Raw genomic sequence first — 15,685 nt, 5'->3', positions numbered from 1 at the left:
GGGCATGCCGAGCATATCTAGAAACACCAAGAGGGGTAAGATCGTGAACACTATTTTGGATCGTGAACGCTTATTGCGTTCCACCATTCTCGCCGGGTTTGCGGCGGTCGGGCTGAGCGTTTCGCCTGCGCTTGCGCAAGCTCAAACTCAGACAACCAACCAGCAAGCTCAAACCACCAATCAGGAAGACGAGTCCGACTCAACGGAAGAAACGATCGTTGTTACCGGCTCGCGGATCAATCGCAGCTCGTTCACTTCGGTTTCGCCGCTGCAAGTTATCAACGCGGCTGAAATCCGCGATGCGGGCCTGATCGATACGGCGCAAATCCTGCAGACATCGTCTGTTGCGCAGGGCGTCCAGCTCGACAACACCATTGGCGGTGCTTTCGTCACCGACGCCGGACCTGGCGCCAATACGATCACGCTGCGCGGTCTGAACCCTGACCAAACTCTGCTGCTGATCAATGGTCGCCGCGTTGGGCCGTCTGGCGTTGAAGGTGCTCCGGCACTGGTCAACATCGACATCATCCCGACCGACGTCATTCAGCGCATCGATATCCTGCTCGACGGCGCGTCCTCGGTTTACGGCTCTGATGCTGTGGCCGGCGTTGTGAACGTCATCCTTCGCGACAATTTCGAAGGCTTCCAGGTCGGTACGTTCATCACCTCTCCAGAACAAGACGGTGGTGGTTCGCACCGCTGGTCGGTCATGATGGGTGATTCCTCGGAGAACGGCAGCTTCATGTTCGCCGCCGAGTATCAGCATCAGGACGCTCTGAAAGTTAACCAGCGCGACTGGAACTACGATCCAACCGATGGCTTGTATTGCTCACGCGATCTGGAAATCGCTGCGGATGGCTCGCTGCTGTCCGAGTGCGAAGGCTCGATCATCAATCGTGTTCGCCTGTTCACATATTATGTCGACGGCAATCCCGATCTCGCTTCCTACTACGCCCACCCGGGCCTGTGGCAGCGTGACGTTTACTCGTCGCCAGGCACGACCAACCTTCCCGGCAATCTGCCGACTGGCTGGTCGACCGGTTCGTCCACCGACGAACGTTACCGGTCTTCCTATCTCGACCAGTCCACCGACATCGTACCGGACGCTCAGCGCTATTCGCTGATGTTCACCGGCGACTACACGATGGATCGTTTCCTGGGTCAGGAAAATGTTCGCGCCTTCGTCGAGCTGTTGCACAACAACTCGCAAGCGACGTACAAATCCGGCTATCACGGTCAGATCTTCCCGGACGTTTCTGCATCCAACCCGTTCAACCCGTTCGGCTATGATGCGGTTCCGATTTTTGCTTCGCCAATCGAGCGCAGCAACATCTCGACCGAGATCCAGTACACCCGCTTCATGAGTGGCCTGCAGGGCGATTGGGGCTTTGCTCCGTCCTGGTCGTATGAAGTCTTCGCCGGTTATACCCGTTCGATGGGCTATTCGAGCCGTCCACAGGTCGACGAAAGCCGCCTGCGCGAATCGATCGCCACATCGCGCGTCGATCCGGTAAGCGGCGACATCGTCTGTGGTTTCGACACCACGGATTATGCGCTGTTCGGCTTCCTCGATCCGACGAATTGCGTACCGGTTGATCTGTTCGCAGCCAGCCTGTACCCAAATGACGGCACGAGCTCGCCGCACTTCGCGACCCAGGCAGAGTATGACTTCCTGCGTATCGACCGTACCGCGACAACCACTGTCGATCAGCTGATCTTCGGCGGTTTCACCACTGGCCCATTGTTCAATCTGCCAGCGGGTGAAGTTCAGGGCGTGTTCGGTATGGAATGGCGTCGTGACAGCCTCGACTCCGGCACCGATACCGTTGCCTCTCAGGGCCGCGCTGCCGGTTACTTCGCCGACCGCCGTTCGGTTGGTTCCGCCGAGTTGACGGAATACTACGGTGAGCTGTCCATCCCGCTCATCAATGGCCAGCGCTTCTTTGAGGACGTAACTCTCGAACTGGCAGGCCGCCTGACCGACCATGAATACTATGGTCAGAACAGCACCTACTCGGCGCGCCTCGGTTGGCAGGTCACAGACTTCCTGACCTTCAACGGTACGGTAGGCACCTCCTTCCGTGCACCAAATCTGCGTGAACTCTTCTTGGGCGGCCAGACCGGCTTCTCCAGCGGTTACGCCGATCCATGCGTGGTTCCGTTGGCTGCCAATACTGGCGGCACCTATGTTCCTGCCGATGATAATCGTGATGCCCAAGTGCTCGCAAACTGCGTCACCGAAGGTGTCGACCCGACCTCATTGGGTCTGGGTGGTGTCTCCTCGATCGAATCCTTCCGGGCCGGTAACCCGGGCCTCGATCCTGAAACATCGGATGCTTACAGCCTCGGCTTCGTCTTCGAGCAGCCATTCACGGATGTCTTCGATGCGTCTATTCGCGTCAGCTATTATAGCGTTGAAGTGAATAATTCGATCGCCATCCCTTCGACGGCATTCTCGTTGGCCCAGTGCTATAATTCGGCAAGCTTCCCGAACGACCCGTTCTGTGCTCGCCGTCAGCGTAGCACTGATACCGGTACGCTTCTGTTCGTCGACAACACGCCGTTCAACGTTGCGGCCCAAACCACAACCGGTTGGGACTTCAACTCGCGGTTCAATATGGACCTCGACTTCTTCGGTGGCTTTAACCTGGATGTGAACTCTACGCTCACACGCTCGGAAGAAGTTCTGTACCAGACGACTGCGGCATCCGATCTCAACAACTTTGTTGGTGATTGGGGAACTCCGGAATATCGCGGTTCGATCAACACCCGCATCACCCGTGGTGATTGGGGCATGTTGTGGCGCGCTCGTTACCTCGGCGAGCAAGCATCGATCAGCAATGTCGTCGGTGTGAACTACGGTGAGCGCATCCAAGCGACCTCCGAGCTCGGTGGTGTTCCCATCACGAGTGCGGATGCCGTCTGGTACCAGGATCTCTCGGTCTCGCTTGACCGTGACACCTGGTCGATCTCGGCCGGCGTGAACAACGTGTTCGATGAGCCGCCTGCTATCATCGACCAGAACGCGTCGGGTGCCACGCTTGGTACGGGTAACGAACAGCTCGGTTCTGGATATGATATCCTCGGCCGTCGCCTCTTCGTGAACGTTCGCAAGCGCTGGTAGTCCTAGACCAGACTTGAAATGAGTTGGGGCCCGTTCGAAAGAGCGGGCCCTTTCTTTTTGACATACAAAAAAGCGCCGCCCGGTGGGGCAGCGCTCTTCATGATCCGACGTCTGGTTGGGTCAGCCCTTGTGGCCTCAGGCCGCCATCACCCGTGCCACTTCATCGACCAACTCGCGCAGATGGAAAGGCTTGGACAGCACTTTCGCATTGGTTGGCGCGCCGGAGCCCGGATTGAGCGCTACGGCCGCGAAGCCGGTGATAAACATGATCTTGAGGGCTGGATCGACCTCAGCCGCGCGTCGCGCCAGCTCAATGCCATCGACGCCAGGCATCACGATATCGGTCAGCAGCAGATCAAACTGCGCCGCCTTTTCGCCAATGGCATCAAGGCCTTCCTCACCATCGGAACAGACCGTGACGTCGTGGCCAGCGCGTTTCAGCGCCTTGGCCAGGAAGTCGCGCATCGAGTCATCGTCTTCTGCCAGAAGAATCTTGCACATGGTTGGGTCCCACCCTTGCGAAAACAAACTTTGACGGCACCATACAGACCTAAGGTAAAAACCCGCTGAACGCGCTGCATCGCTTGACCGGCGATCTGCAGCCGACCAATCTGATCAGATGACAGCCACAATCCCGACCATGACCGATTCGCATTCCAAGACGGATGGAAAAAATATCGGCAGCGTCGTCAGGGTGGTTCGCCCGGATCGAGGCGACGCCCGCCCGATCGTCCTCTCATCACCGCATTCCGGACGCGATTACCTGCCGCAATTATGCGCCGAGACCCGGCTTCCTGTCGAGAAGCTGCGCCGTTCAGAGGACGCTTATGTCGATCTGTTGATCGAGGGCGCACCGGCGAGTGGCGCCAGTCTGGTCTGCGCCCTGTTTCCGCGCGTCTTTGTCGATGTGAACCGCGCGGCCGGCGAACTCGATGCGGGCATGTACCGCGACCGCGTGCTCGGCTGCGCCGAACCGCCCTCGCGCCGTGTCGCCTGTGGCCTCGGCGTCATCCCGCGTGTCGGATCCGATGGACAGTCGCTGTATGCTCGCCGAATGAACTTCGCAAATGCTCAAGGGCGCCTCTCGACCTTCTATGAGCCCTATCACCAAAGTCTCGCTGCGGTGATCGACGAAATCCGGGTCCGGTTCGGCTTCGCGATCGTGCTCGATATGCATTCCATGCCTGAACACAGCGCGCCGGGTGTCGACTTTGTCCTGGGTGATCGCTTCGGCCAGTCCAGTGATCATCGCATCACGGCGGCGCTCGAGACTGGCTTGCGCGAGCAGGGTTTCGTTACAGTTCGGAACACTCCCTATGCCGGCGGGCACACCACCGAGCATTATGGAAAGCCCGATTTGGGTGTGCACGTGGTCCAGCTCGAGATCAACCGCGCGCTATATCTGCACGAGTCACCGGTCTCAATGAAACCGGAGTTCGAGGCCTTTCATGGCAAATTACAACAATTTATCAAACACTTCTCCCAAATGAACTGGGAGTGGCTCAGGCCGTCATAATCATGCCCATATGAGGCGAGCATGATGGGCTCGCTTCGCGCGGCACGCGCTTTGCTCTCGTCTCAGGTGAGCGTCCCACTGCGGCGCACTTCAACAGGCGAAGAATGGGCGGCAAGTATTATGACCAATGATATCGATCTTCATGTTGGCAAGCGCCTACGGCGCCGGCGTCGGCTTTTGGGTTTAACCCAGCAACAGCTGGCCGAATCCGTCGGCATCCGGTTTCAGCAAATCCAAAAATATGAATGTGGCGCCAACCGCGTCAGCGCGAGCCGTCTGTTTGAGCTTGCTGAATCGCTCGATGTGCCCGTGCAGTATTTCTATGAGGGTCTGTCGAGCCGCGACGAGGTCGCCGGTGAAGGTCATCTGGCTGCCGATGTGTTATCGCAGAAAGAAACGGTCGATCTGATCCGCGCCTATTACCGGCTCGGTGAGCGTCCGCGAAAGCGCCTTCTCGAGCTGGCCAAGTCCCTCGAGCCGGAAGAGGCAGCGAACGACGCCGCGGCCTGAAAGCTGCCCCGCCTTCCCTCCTGACTGGTGCGGGTGACGTCTCCATGCTAGGCGCATCCGCATGTCCGACTTCGATCCCCGCGCCGATCTTGTTATCGCCAATCAGATGGCTGATGCGGCGCGCGCAGCGATCAAACCCTATTTTCGGCAAAGCCTGACCGTCGAGAACAAGCTCGCACGTGGCTTTGACCCGGTGACCGTCGCCGACCGGGCCTCCGAGACTGCGATGCGGGCCGTGCTCGACGCTTTGGCGCCCGATGACGGCATCCTTGGGGAAGAGTTTCCAGAACGCATTTCAAAAAACGGCCGCCAATGGGTGCTCGATCCAATCGATGGCACGCGCGCCTTCATCGCCGGTCTGCCGAGCTGGACCGTCCTAATCGCCCTATCCCACAACGGACGCCCCCGCCTGGGGCTGATCGACCAGCCCCATATCGGTGAGCGCTTCACAGGCTGGAATGATGGCGCGAGCTATCGGCAGGGCGACCAAATTCAACAACTGCAAACCCGTAAAACGGTCGGGCTGGCCGATGCAATTCTCGCCACCACCGATGCTTTCCTGTTTCGCAATGCCGAACGGGACGCTTTTGACGCCCTGCGCCAGGCCGTTCGATTGTGCCGCTATGGTTATGACGGCTATGCCTACGCCATGCTGGCACAGGGCGGGATTGATCTGGTGGTTGAAAGCGGATTGCAGCCCTATGACGTGCAGGCGCTGATGCCGATCATACGCGGTGCCGGCGGCGTGATCACCAATTGGACGGGCGGCGATTGCAGCGGCGGCGGCCAGGTGATTGCCGCAGCCCATCCGGATCTTCATGCCGAGGCGCTCGGTTGGCTCAAAGCCGCGGCCCACTAGAGCTTTGGCTGTGCCAACTGGCGCGTGTTCGCCAGCTGTGAATGCGGTGAGGTGGGTCTAGGAATCCAGCAGAATCCGCATCGGCGCGCGTCCGAACACCAGCCGCTCGACATCGCGCATATCACGATCATTCGGCCGGTAGGTGGCGCGATCCTCCTGGACGACCAGCGGCGTCCGGCTACCATCCGTGCGGATGGCCCAGGCGTCGGGTGCTGTGCCGTCAAAGACAAAGATCAGGGTTTTGAACGCGGGCGCAAAAAGTGAGGCGACACCGCCGGTGCGCCGCATCGCCTGATTGGCTTGTTCCAGCGCCAACAATGTGTCGAGCCGGTCAATCTCGCTGCCGCTCCCCAGACTAGCCTGGAAGCTCATGCTGACCGACATCCCGCCTTGCGGTTGATTGACCCACAGCATGGGCGCCGCCTGCAGCGTCTCAGCATCCGGCGGATTGAGGACTTGTCCGTCCGGCGCCAGCTCGAGCACGGTTTCACCGGTCGCGTCCACGTACCAGAGACGGATATCCTCAGCCGTGACACCGCGATTGGAGCCGATGACATAGGCCAGTGTGAAGTGGCTGCGGTCGTCGGCCGGCAGGTCAAGGTAATCCTGCCAATGCGGAAACAGGCGCGGCAGTGGGCCAACTTCGCGTTCGCCCGACTGCGCACCCGCGCCGACCGCCATCACACCTGCGGCGAACGCCGCCAGACAAAGGGTGGCGAGCCGGTTCACTCGGCGGCTTCCGCCGGGCTCGCCTCAGGCTTTCTGAACAGCAGGGTCATGCGATCACTCTCACCAATCCCGTCATAATGGGCCCGGTCGAAATCGGCCGCCATCTCCGCACCGTTTGCCGTTGATCGCCGAACCGGGGGCAGGGTCCAGACCCCGAATGGGTGATCGGCTGTATCGGCTTCATTGGCATTGATCTCCGAGGTGGCGACCAGTTCGAAACCGGCCTCCTCGGCCAATGCGATGACATAGGCCTGCTGGACATAGCCTGAGCTGGCTTGGGGGTCTTGCTCGCGCGTTGAGGGCAAGCGGTGATCCACGACGCCGAGGACGCCGCCTGGGCGCAGCGCTGCGTAAAAATCGTCGAAGGCCTTTTCCGCATAACCGAACATCATCCAGTTGTGGACATTGCGGAAGGTCAGCACCGCATCGGCCGTCCCTGGTTCGACCAGAGCACCGCTATGCTGCCCAAAATCGACAATTCTGACATTGCCGAAGATGGCGTGATCGGCGACGTGAGCCTCAAATTCAGTGCGCGAACTGCGACGGCTGGCATTGTCGGAACTCAAGGCGAAGTGAGCCGCAACATATTGGCCGCCATTGCCGGCAATCCAGGGCGCCAGGATGTCAGAATACCAGCCGCTGCCGGGCCAGATCTCGATGATGGTGCCGCTCGGGTCAATCCCGAAGAAATCAAGCGTTTCTGCGGGATGTCGCGCGGCATCGCGTTCGGCTTCCGCGCCGCGCCATTCGCCAGCCAGGGCATCGGCGAGGTCCGCGCGGCCGGGTGTGACGACCGTTGCTTCAGCGGCCTGCGCCTCGGTGGCTTCATCCGGCATCTCAGCGGCAGGTTCCGCTTGCGGCGCCGGCGGCGTAGCTGAATCGCTACAGGCCACGAGGAGTAAGGCAAAACCCGTAAGGGCTCCAAAGCGAAAGGTCTGATTCATCGTGTCTCTCCGTCAGCGCGAAGGACAGTCCTAGAGAAGGCGCGCCGGCAAGGCAATCGCTCACGGTGGTGGCAGGGCTTGCGACACCCATTTTCAGTCCCCATCTGAGGGGTGCGAGCCGCCATAACGGGGCTCGCGACCCGGTTGCGGCCTGATGGCGCAATCGCGGTCGGCTCAATGCAGGCAAACGGTTTGCCGGCAGGCCTTGTCGCTCTAAATGAGGATAAGTTCAAATGAGAACAGTTGATTTTACACCGCTCTACCGCTCGATCGTCGGCTTTGATCGTCTGGCAGACATGATGGACTCGGCGACCAAGATCGAGTCCCAAGGCTATCCGCCTTTCAATATCCAGCACGTCGACGAGAATGAGTATCTGATTGAACTCGCCGTCGCCGGGTTTGGCGAAGATGACCTCACCGTTGAAGTCCAGGAAAACATCCTGACGATCGCCGGTAAGATCGCGGCGAAGGACGACAGCGCTTCCCGACGCTTCCTGCACCGCGGCATTGCCGAGCGCGCCTTCGAACGTCGCTTCCACCTGGCTGATCATGTTGAGGTGGCCGATGCCGATTTGCTCAACGGGCTGCTGACCGTTCATCTCGTGCGCGAGATTCCCGAAGCGGCCAAGCCGCGCAAGATCGAGATTTCCGGTGCTTCCGGGAAACCGAAGGCGCGGCTGATCGAGCCCCGCAGGACCAAGGCGGCCTGACGCCGCCTACACACGACGAAATTGATATCCCTCGAATTTGGGCGGCGAACTTCGGTTCGTCGCCCTTTTTTTCGATCAGGCAGCGTGAATGTCGACCGCACCGTCAATCGCTTCTGCATGCTCGAGAAAGTCGTGATCGAGCGTTGCGCCGGTGAAGCAGGAGCCGCTGAACCGCGCCTTGCGGACATTGGCCCCGTCCAGGCGCGAATAGGAGAAGTCGGCACCGGTTGCCTTGGCCTGCCGCATGTCGACGCCCCGGAAATCGGCGTAGCGCGCCTTGCTGCCCGCGAGTGAGGCCGGCAGCACGCGGTCTCCCTCAAGAACGAGCGGGCCGAATTGGCAATCGCGCAGATCGGCATTGCACAGATTGGCACCGGTCAGATCTGCCCCGCGCAGATCGGCGCCGCGCAAGCAGACCATGCGCAAATCGGCGCGTTCGAGCCGAGCGCCCTGCAATTGTGCCCCTTCAAGGTCAAGGCCATACAAGGTCGAGCCACGGGCGTGGAAAGCGGTCAGGGTTTTGCCGGCAAGCGAGTGCAGCCCTCGCAAATCCATGCCATCGAACAATGAGGGCTTGCCCTCGCGGCCATCGGTTTCGCACCATTTCACATGTGAGGCGATCTGGTCGGCGACCGGATTGTCGAGATTGTTGGCGTCGATGCCGACGGGTTCGCTGGTCAGCGCGCCGTCGGTTTTCATGCCTTCGGTCTTGGCCATCACGGTCTTGACGCCAATCATCACGCTATTGGTAAAGTCGACGCCAGTCAGATCCGCGCCTGACAGGTCGGCACCTTCCAGATTGGCGCCCTGGAACGAGGAACCGCGCAAATTGGCACGGATCATCCGGGCTCCGAGCAGCACGGCGTCAGTAAAGTCGGCGGTCTGGGCCGTCATTCCGGCCATTTTCGAGCGCGACAGGTTGGCGCCGCTGAAATTCGCTTTGCCGGCGTCGCTTTGCTGGGTTGTGTGGGTCAGGATTGTCAAACCCTTTTCCTTGTCGACCTGGGCAATCGCGCCTTCGCGCAGATCGGCCTCGGTCATGTCGGCGCCAGTGAGATTGGCACCTCGCATGATGGCGCCCCGCAGATCGGCCCGCCGCAGACAGGCGCCCTCAAGTGAAGCGCGGCGCAAATCGGCGGCAAAGAAAATCGCGCTGTTGAGGGTGGCGCCGGACAGGTTGGTCCCGCGCAGAACCGCGCCGCTGAAATCGGCATCGGACAGGTCGCGGTTGGAGAGATCTAGGTCTTCGAGAATTGAATAGGCGAAGCTGGCGCGTGCACCACCGGCCCGGCCCGACCATAGCCGCTCGTGCCGGTCGCAAATCGCATCGGCTTGTGCCTGGTCGAGTTTGACATACTCGATTTTCTGGCCGGCCATGACGTGTTCAATCCTGTTGGTGTTAAGCCCGATCTGCCAGCCTAGCCAAGGAGTGTTAACGCACGGTGTGAGGCGGGTCTGCCGGCCCCGTCACCAGGCCGGCTTCGATCAGCCGGGCCGCGAGCGGACTATCGGGCGCGACGCATACCCGGTTCAAGCCTGCATCGCCGAGCCCATCGAGCGCTTCGGTGAGCGAGGCTGTGGCGGCGAGTGTCAGGACGGCGTCATAGTGGGCGGGGTTTGTGTCGAGATAGAGTTTGGGCCGTCCGGTTCGAACTCTATGAAAGAAACCATCGTAGAGCGGTCCGGCCTCAGCGCGCCGCAAGCCGGTCTCGACCTGAACTCCGGCTTCGCGCAGCAGGGCGATGCCGCGACCGGCCACTTTCGGATGCTCGTCGACACAGGCGATGAAGACTGAACCAATCCCCGCCTCGATCAGCGTCAAGGCACAGGGCGGTGTCTGGCCGTGAAAGGCACAGGGCTCGAGCGTGACATAGGCGCGGCTGCCCCGCGCGAGCTCCCCGGCCTGGGTGAGCGCTTGTGGTTCGGCATGGGGGCGGCCGTGATCGGCCGTGGCGGCGCATCCGATGATCTGGCCACCGCGGACCAGCACGCAGCCGACAGTGGGATTGGGAGCCGTGCGCCCGAGTTGCGACTTGGCCAGAGCCAGCGCCGTATCCATGAAGCGGTGGTCGGCCGACGTAAACATGGCTCAGGGCAGTGGTGGCAGAGGCCGGGCGCGTTCAGGGTCGAGGTATCGCGCGGCAATGGGTTTGAGCGCGTCATCGGAAAGATCGATCAAAAGCGGGTTGCCCGTCGGGACCTCGACATCAATAATGTCCTGGTCACTGACCTCGAACAGAAATTTGATCAGCGCGCGCAGGCTGTTGCCGTGCGCGGCGAGGATGATGCTTTCGCCCGCTGCGAGGCGTGGTGCGACCATGCCTTCCCAAGCTGGTTCGACGCGCTCGAGCGTCATTTTGAGTGATTCCGAGGACGGCAGGAGCGCGACCGGCACGGCGCTGTAGCGCTCGTCCTTGCAGGGGTGATCTGGATCATCTTCAGCCAGCGGCGGCGGCGGGATATCGAAGGAGCGGCGCCAGATTTTGACTTGGGCATCGCCATGCTTGGCGCGGGTCTCATCCTTGTCGAGACCGGCCAGTGCCCCGTAGTGCCGTTCATTGAGCCGCCAGGTCTTCTCGACCGGGATCCAGGCGCGCCCGAGTCCGTCGAGGCAGAAATTCATCGTCCGGATCGCGCGGGTCAATACCGAGGTATAGGCCCGATCCGGCTTGAACCCGGCCGCCGCGAGCAAAGCCCCTGATCGGCGGGCTTGGGCTTCGCCCTCCTCTGTCAGATCGACATCAACCCATCCGGTGAACCGGTTTTCCCGGTTCCACTCGCTCTGGCCGTGGCGGATGAGGGCGAGTTGCGGCATGGCGAATCTCCTTGTGGGTGACGGTCGCCCAGCGATAGCCCGGCCCGTTGTCCTGGGCAAGGATTGGTCGCTGTCACGTCGCTGGCGGGCGTCGATTTCGATACTCCCGTGAGGCGAGTTGTGCTATAAGCATTCGCGTATGCGAAGAGGGTAGGGTGTGCAGGGAGCCGATTTACGGTGCCAGCGCATCCGGCCCATCGGCGATAACCGGTTTGGCCTGCGCGCCCCCCCTGCGGAGCTCCGGACCCAATATCGCCCGACCAACCGCGCACGTCTCTTTCCGGGACGTGCGCGGTTCTGTTATGGAGGCGGGCAATATGCGTTCGCCATTCAGGAAGCTGGCATGACAGATTTCGACCCCGTCGCATCCGCACGACGCGTGATTGCCCTCGAACGCGACGGCCTCGACGCCTTGGCCAATTCAGTCGATGAGGCGTTCGCAAACACGGTTGAACGTCTCGGCAAAATTCACGGTCGCCTGATCTGTTCGGGTGTCGGCAAATCGGGGCATGTCGCGCGCAAGATTGCGGCGACACTCGCATCGACTGGCACGCTTGCCTATTATATTCATCCGACCGAAGCGAGCCATGGCGATCTCGGCATGATCACCCCGGACGATGCGGTGCTTGCGCTGTCGAAATCCGGTGAGACCCGCGAATTGGGCGATCTGATCGCCTATTGCCGCCGCTTCGCTGTCCCGCTGATTGGCATGACGACCCAGGCAGACAGTACGTTGGCGCGGGCTGCCGATCACCGATTGATCCTGCCCGACGCGCCGGAGGCCTGCGGTGAAACCCGCGCGCCGACTACGTCGACGACCCTGATGATGGCGCTTGGCGACGCGCTGGCGGTTGCCCTGCTCGAACGGCGTGGTTTCACGGCGGCAGATTTCAAGACGTTTCATCCCGGTGGGGCTCTGGGCGCTGCCTTGGCAACGGCCGCAGACATCATGCATGCGGGCGAGGCAATGCCGCTCATCGCGGGTTCGGCGCCAATGAGCGATGTACTGATCGAAATGACCGTGAAGAGCTTTGGTTGCGCCGGAATTCTCGACGATGACGGCCGGCTCGCTGGCATCATCACCGATGGTGACCTGCGGCGTCATATGGGCGATGGCCTGATCGACAAACCTGCACACGCGATCATGACCCCTAACCCGAAGACCGGCTTTCCCGGCATGCTCGCTGCCGATGCCATGCGCGAAATGACAGCCGGTAAAGCCAAGATCATTCAGCTCTTCATCGTCGATCCCGAACAGCGGCCGCAGGGGATATTACACCTGCATGATTTGTTGCGGGCTGGCCTCAAATAGGCAGGCAGTGGTTGCGGACGTTCGCAGGACTGGTGCATTTGCTTCAGCTTGCGGTATCATCGCTGCCGTTAACCCGCTAGAGCCTGTTTTGTGTGGCGTATCTCTGCTGCGACAACGCGAACGGCGGCGGGAGTCCGGTCTTTGACCGCGCGGGGAGAAGGCATGACGCAGCCGCTATCGCTCCAGGTGAGAACCCGGCTGAAACCCTATGCCGCCGCCCTGGCTGGCTTCAGCCTGGCGTCGAATCTGCTTCTGCTCGTCTCGCCCTTCTACATGCTGCAGGTCTATGACCGCATCCTGAGTTCCGGTTCCACCGATACCTTGATCTGGCTGACCGCTCTCGCCGTCATGTTGCTGTCGGTCTATGGCGCGTCCGAAGCTGCCCGGCGGCGGATTTGCGCGCTGGCCGGTGTCGAAATCGAGAATTTCCTTGTCCCGAAAATCTTCGCCAAATTCGAAGCTGGCACGGGCGGAAAACCGGCCCTGTCACAGGACTTGGCCCTCGCAGGGCGTGTTCAGGGGGTGTTTCAGGCGGGAAGCGTGTTGCCGTTCGCTGACTTGCCCTTTGCACCGATCTTCCTGATTGCGCTGTTTCTGGTTCATCCGTTTCTGGGTGTGTTGGGCTTGGTCGGCGCCGCGATCGTGTTCGGCGTTGCGGTAATGGCAGAATTGACCACCCGCGACGCGAGCAAATATTCTCAAACCGCGATGAACGGCGCTACCGAAATGGCGGCTGGCTTGGAACGACAACATTCGGCCATGGTCGCGATGGGTCTGGTGCGTCCGGCTTTCTCCAAGTGGCAGGCGGCGAAACTGGCCGGCCAGACCTTTGCGTTGGAGGCCAGCAAGGCCGATGGGAAGTTCACCGCAATTTCCCGTTCGGCACGGCAGGTGTTGCAGATTTTTGTTCTTGGAGGCGGGGCCGCATTGGCCCTGACCCACGATATTTCGCCGGGTTCGATTGTCGCCTCCTCGATCCTGTTGGCCAGGGCGCTTGGCCCGATCGACCAGATCGTCGGCGGGTGGCGCAGCAGCATTCTGGCTTGGCGCGCCTGGGCCCAACTGCAAGCCCGCCTCGAGGATATCGACGAGCAAGCCGTGTTTACCCCCTTGCCGCGCCCTGCGGCGAATTTGGTGCTTGAACGGCTTTCGGTGGTGGTCCCGGGCGCTCGGGAGCCGCTGATACACCCGTTCAGTTTCTCCGCCAAAGGCGGCCAGCTGATTGCTTTGGCTGGGGGAAATGGCGCCGGCAAGACAACCCTGTTGCAAACGCTGTCCGGTGCCTGGTTGCCAGGCTCGGGCGCGGCGCGTCTCGGGGGCTGCAACCTGCACGAATGGCGCAGCGCCGACCGGGGTCGCTATGTCGGCTACGTGCCGCAGGATGTCGAATTATTGCCGGCCACGATCGCTGAAAATATCGGCCGGCTCGGTGCAACCACTCCCGAAGCGGTGTTCCATGCGGCCAAGACCGCCGGGGCCCATGAGATGATTGTGACCCTGCCTGACGGGTACGACACCCGGATTGGCCCTGGTGGTGCCCATTTGTCGGCGGGGCAGCGCCAGATGATCGGGCTTGCCCGGGCGCTGTTTGGCAATCCGGTTCTGCTCCTGCTTGACGAGCCGACCGCCAATCTGGATGCCGCTGCCGCGCCGCAGTTGATCAAGGCGCTGGTTGAAGCGGCAGAGCGCGGCGCGGTCGTGATTGTTTCCAGTCATGACCGGCGACTGATCGAGCGTGCCACGACCGTGATGTTGGTGCGCAATGGATCCATCCTTGCGGCGACGGCAGAACAATATCTCAAACTCGCAACCGGCCCGGGTGCGGCGAATGCTGGCGGACAGGGGGCCGTGGGATGACCGAGGCCATCACCGCTGTCGGTCCGATGTCGGATCCTTTCGTTCGACGGTCGGCTTTGATCTGCATGCTTGGATTGGGCGGATTCCTGGTTTGGGCGGGCTTTGTCCCGCTGGCGGAAGGGGTGCCCGCCTCCGGCCAGGTTGTGGTCGAAAACAGTCGCCAGGTCGTGCAGCACCTTGAAGGCGGCATTATTCACGAACTTCTGGTACGTGACGGTGATCATGTTGAGGCAGGGCAGCCTTTGCTGACGCTGCAGGAGACGGCATCGCTGTCGGTACGCGATGAAATCATGCAGGATATCGCGTCTCTGACCGGTTCGTTGCAAAGACTTCTGGCGTTACGGGATGGTCAGGACGAACCCGATTTTTCCGCTTTGGACGATATGCCGCTTGGCGATGATCAGCGCACCGAAGTGTTGGAGCGCCAGCGCGACCTCTTCCGTCAGCAGCGGCAGGCCTACCAAGCCGATATTGCGGTTTTGACCGCGAGGCGTGACGGCGCCCGGTCGTCGCGGGAGTTGCACGCCCAACAAGTGACGTTGACACGGCGGGTGTTTGTCGCCGCCCAGGACCAGTTGGTCTCGTTGCGTGCACGCGTGGATCGGCAAATGGCGCGGTTGGATGAGTTGCGGGCGATGGAACGTGACGTCGCCTCGCTGGAGGCTGAGATCAGCCGGCTGCAAACAGACACTCAAGCGGCGGCCAATCTGGAACGGGACCTGGAGGGGCAAATCGCTCAGGCCGAAGCCACATTCGCCCGGCAGGTTTCTACCGACCAATTGGACGTTCGCACACAATTGCAGCAGGCGGAGGAACGGCTCAATTCCGCCCAGGATATTTTGAATCGGTCAGTGATCGTTGCGCCCGTTGCCGGTGAAATTCTCAATCTGCGCTTTTCCACGCGGGGCGGTGTGGTTCGTCCAGGAGAGGCTATTCTCGAAATCGTGCCGGAAGCCGGTGAAATCACGGCCTCCGTTCGCATCCGCCCCAATGAACGCGCTGCAGTCTATCAAGGGCAGGCGGTTCGCACACGGGTGACCGCGTTCAAGAGCTGGATGACGCCTGAACTTGATGGCGCAGTCGTGAGCGTCAGTGCAGACCTCAAAACGGATCAGGTTACCGGCGCACCCTATTATGAGGTCCGGGTGATGATCCCCGACTCGGAACTGGTCAAGTTGGGTGATCGGGCAATTATTCCGGGCATGCCGATAGAAGTGTTTATCTATTCTGGCAGGAGCCGGACGACGCTTGATTACCTGTTCGAACCGATTGGCGAATCCCTGTTCCGCGGCGCGCGGTCTGGATGAAA

Annotated in this window: 14 protein-coding genes; 8 read left to right on the top strand and 6 right to left on the bottom strand. The window is 61.0% G+C overall.

What is annotated here, in order from left to right; genetic code table 11:
* The first annotated feature begins 4 nt into the window (after window positions 1-4).
* Entirely contained in the window at window positions 5-3,124 is a 3,120-nt protein-coding gene (locus AAC029_RS03370) for a TonB-dependent receptor (RefSeq protein ID WP_339743947.1), read from the top strand.
* Between the two features lie 135 nt (window positions 3,125-3,259).
* On the opposite strand, the gene AAC029_RS03365 is transcribed toward AAC029_RS03370, so the two are convergent.
* Window positions 3,260-3,625, bottom strand: coding sequence for a response regulator (locus AAC029_RS03365; RefSeq protein ID WP_143024064.1), 366 nt, complete (start codon window positions 3,623-3,625; stop codon window positions 3,260-3,262).
* A 118-nt stretch (window positions 3,626-3,743) separates the two neighbouring features.
* Between AAC029_RS03365 and AAC029_RS03360 the strand changes: the two genes are divergently transcribed.
* The 3 genes from AAC029_RS03360 to hisN all read left to right on the top strand — a co-directional run bounded on the left by AAC029_RS03360 (window position 3,744) and on the right by hisN (window position 6,009).
* Window positions 3,744-4,640, top strand: a complete 897-nt coding sequence (locus AAC029_RS03360) for an N-formylglutamate amidohydrolase (RefSeq protein WP_339743944.1) — start codon at window positions 3,744-3,746, stop codon at window positions 4,638-4,640.
* Window positions 4,641-4,760: 120 nt separating this feature from the next.
* Entirely contained in the window at window positions 4,761-5,150 is a 390-nt protein-coding gene (locus AAC029_RS03355) for a helix-turn-helix transcriptional regulator (protein ID WP_339743942.1), read from the top strand.
* A 61-nt stretch (window positions 5,151-5,211) separates the two neighbouring features.
* A complete protein-coding gene (gene hisN, locus AAC029_RS03350) occupies window positions 5,212-6,009 on the top strand; it encodes a histidinol-phosphatase (RefSeq protein WP_339743940.1) in 798 nt (265 codons plus the stop codon).
* A gap of 57 nt (window positions 6,010-6,066) precedes the next feature.
* On the opposite strand, the gene AAC029_RS03345 is transcribed toward hisN, so the two are convergent.
* The gene (locus AAC029_RS03345) at window positions 6,067-6,738 is read right to left on the bottom strand and encodes a hypothetical protein (RefSeq protein WP_339743938.1); all 672 of its coding nucleotides are present in this window, start codon (window positions 6,736-6,738) and stop codon (window positions 6,067-6,069) included.
* Complete coding sequence (locus tag AAC029_RS03340; RefSeq protein ID WP_339743936.1) at window positions 6,735-7,574, bottom strand: methyltransferase; 840 nt, start codon at window positions 7,572-7,574, stop codon at window positions 6,735-6,737. The genes AAC029_RS03345 and AAC029_RS03340 overlap by 4 nt, the downstream gene beginning before the upstream one ends.
* A gap of 341 nt (window positions 7,575-7,915) precedes the next feature.
* On the opposite strand from AAC029_RS03340, the gene AAC029_RS03335 reads away from it, so the two are divergent.
* A complete protein-coding gene (locus AAC029_RS03335; protein ID WP_339743934.1) occupies window positions 7,916-8,392 on the top strand; it encodes an Hsp20 family protein in 477 nt (158 codons plus the stop codon).
* A gap of 75 nt (window positions 8,393-8,467) precedes the next feature.
* Here AAC029_RS03335 and AAC029_RS03330 read toward each other — a convergent pair whose 3' ends face one another.
* From AAC029_RS03330 to gpmA, 3 genes are read right to left on the bottom strand one after another with little or no spacing between them, the layout of a single operon-like run.
* Entirely contained in the window at window positions 8,468-9,769 is a 1,302-nt protein-coding gene (locus AAC029_RS03330; protein ID WP_339743932.1) for a pentapeptide repeat-containing protein, read from the bottom strand.
* A gap of 55 nt (window positions 9,770-9,824) precedes the next feature.
* Window positions 9,825-10,478: a bifunctional diaminohydroxyphosphoribosylaminopyrimidine deaminase/5-amino-6-(5-phosphoribosylamino)uracil reductase RibD gene (gene ribD / locus AAC029_RS03325; protein ID WP_339743930.1), complete on the bottom strand. Its 654-nt coding sequence runs from the start codon at window positions 10,476-10,478 to the stop codon at window positions 9,825-9,827.
* A gap of 3 nt (window positions 10,479-10,481) precedes the next feature.
* A complete protein-coding gene (gpmA, locus tag AAC029_RS03320) occupies window positions 10,482-11,207 on the bottom strand; it encodes a 2,3-diphosphoglycerate-dependent phosphoglycerate mutase (protein ID WP_339743928.1) in 726 nt (241 codons plus the stop codon).
* A 343-nt stretch (window positions 11,208-11,550) separates the two neighbouring features.
* On the opposite strand from gpmA, the gene AAC029_RS03315 reads away from it, so the two are divergent.
* The 3 genes from AAC029_RS03315 (at window position 11,551) to AAC029_RS03305 (ending at window position 15,683) form a co-directional block, all read left to right on the top strand.
* A complete protein-coding gene (locus AAC029_RS03315; RefSeq protein ID WP_339743926.1) occupies window positions 11,551-12,519 on the top strand; it encodes a KpsF/GutQ family sugar-phosphate isomerase in 969 nt (322 codons plus the stop codon).
* Between the two features lie 162 nt (window positions 12,520-12,681).
* Window positions 12,682-14,376: an ATP-binding cassette domain-containing protein gene (locus AAC029_RS03310; protein WP_339743925.1), complete on the top strand. Its 1,695-nt coding sequence runs from the start codon at window positions 12,682-12,684 to the stop codon at window positions 14,374-14,376.
* Window positions 14,373-15,683, top strand: coding sequence for an HlyD family type I secretion periplasmic adaptor subunit (locus AAC029_RS03305; protein ID WP_339743923.1), 1,311 nt, complete (start codon window positions 14,373-14,375; stop codon window positions 15,681-15,683). The genes AAC029_RS03310 and AAC029_RS03305 overlap by 4 nt, the downstream gene beginning before the upstream one ends.
* Window positions 15,684-15,685 lie beyond the last annotated feature (2 nt).

The organism is uncultured Maricaulis sp., from assembly GCF_963975345.1.
Lineage (GTDB): Bacteria > Pseudomonadota > Alphaproteobacteria > Caulobacterales > Maricaulaceae > Maricaulis.
Note: the sequence above shows the minus strand (reverse complement) of the source record. Positions and strands in the feature narration are given on the sequence as shown.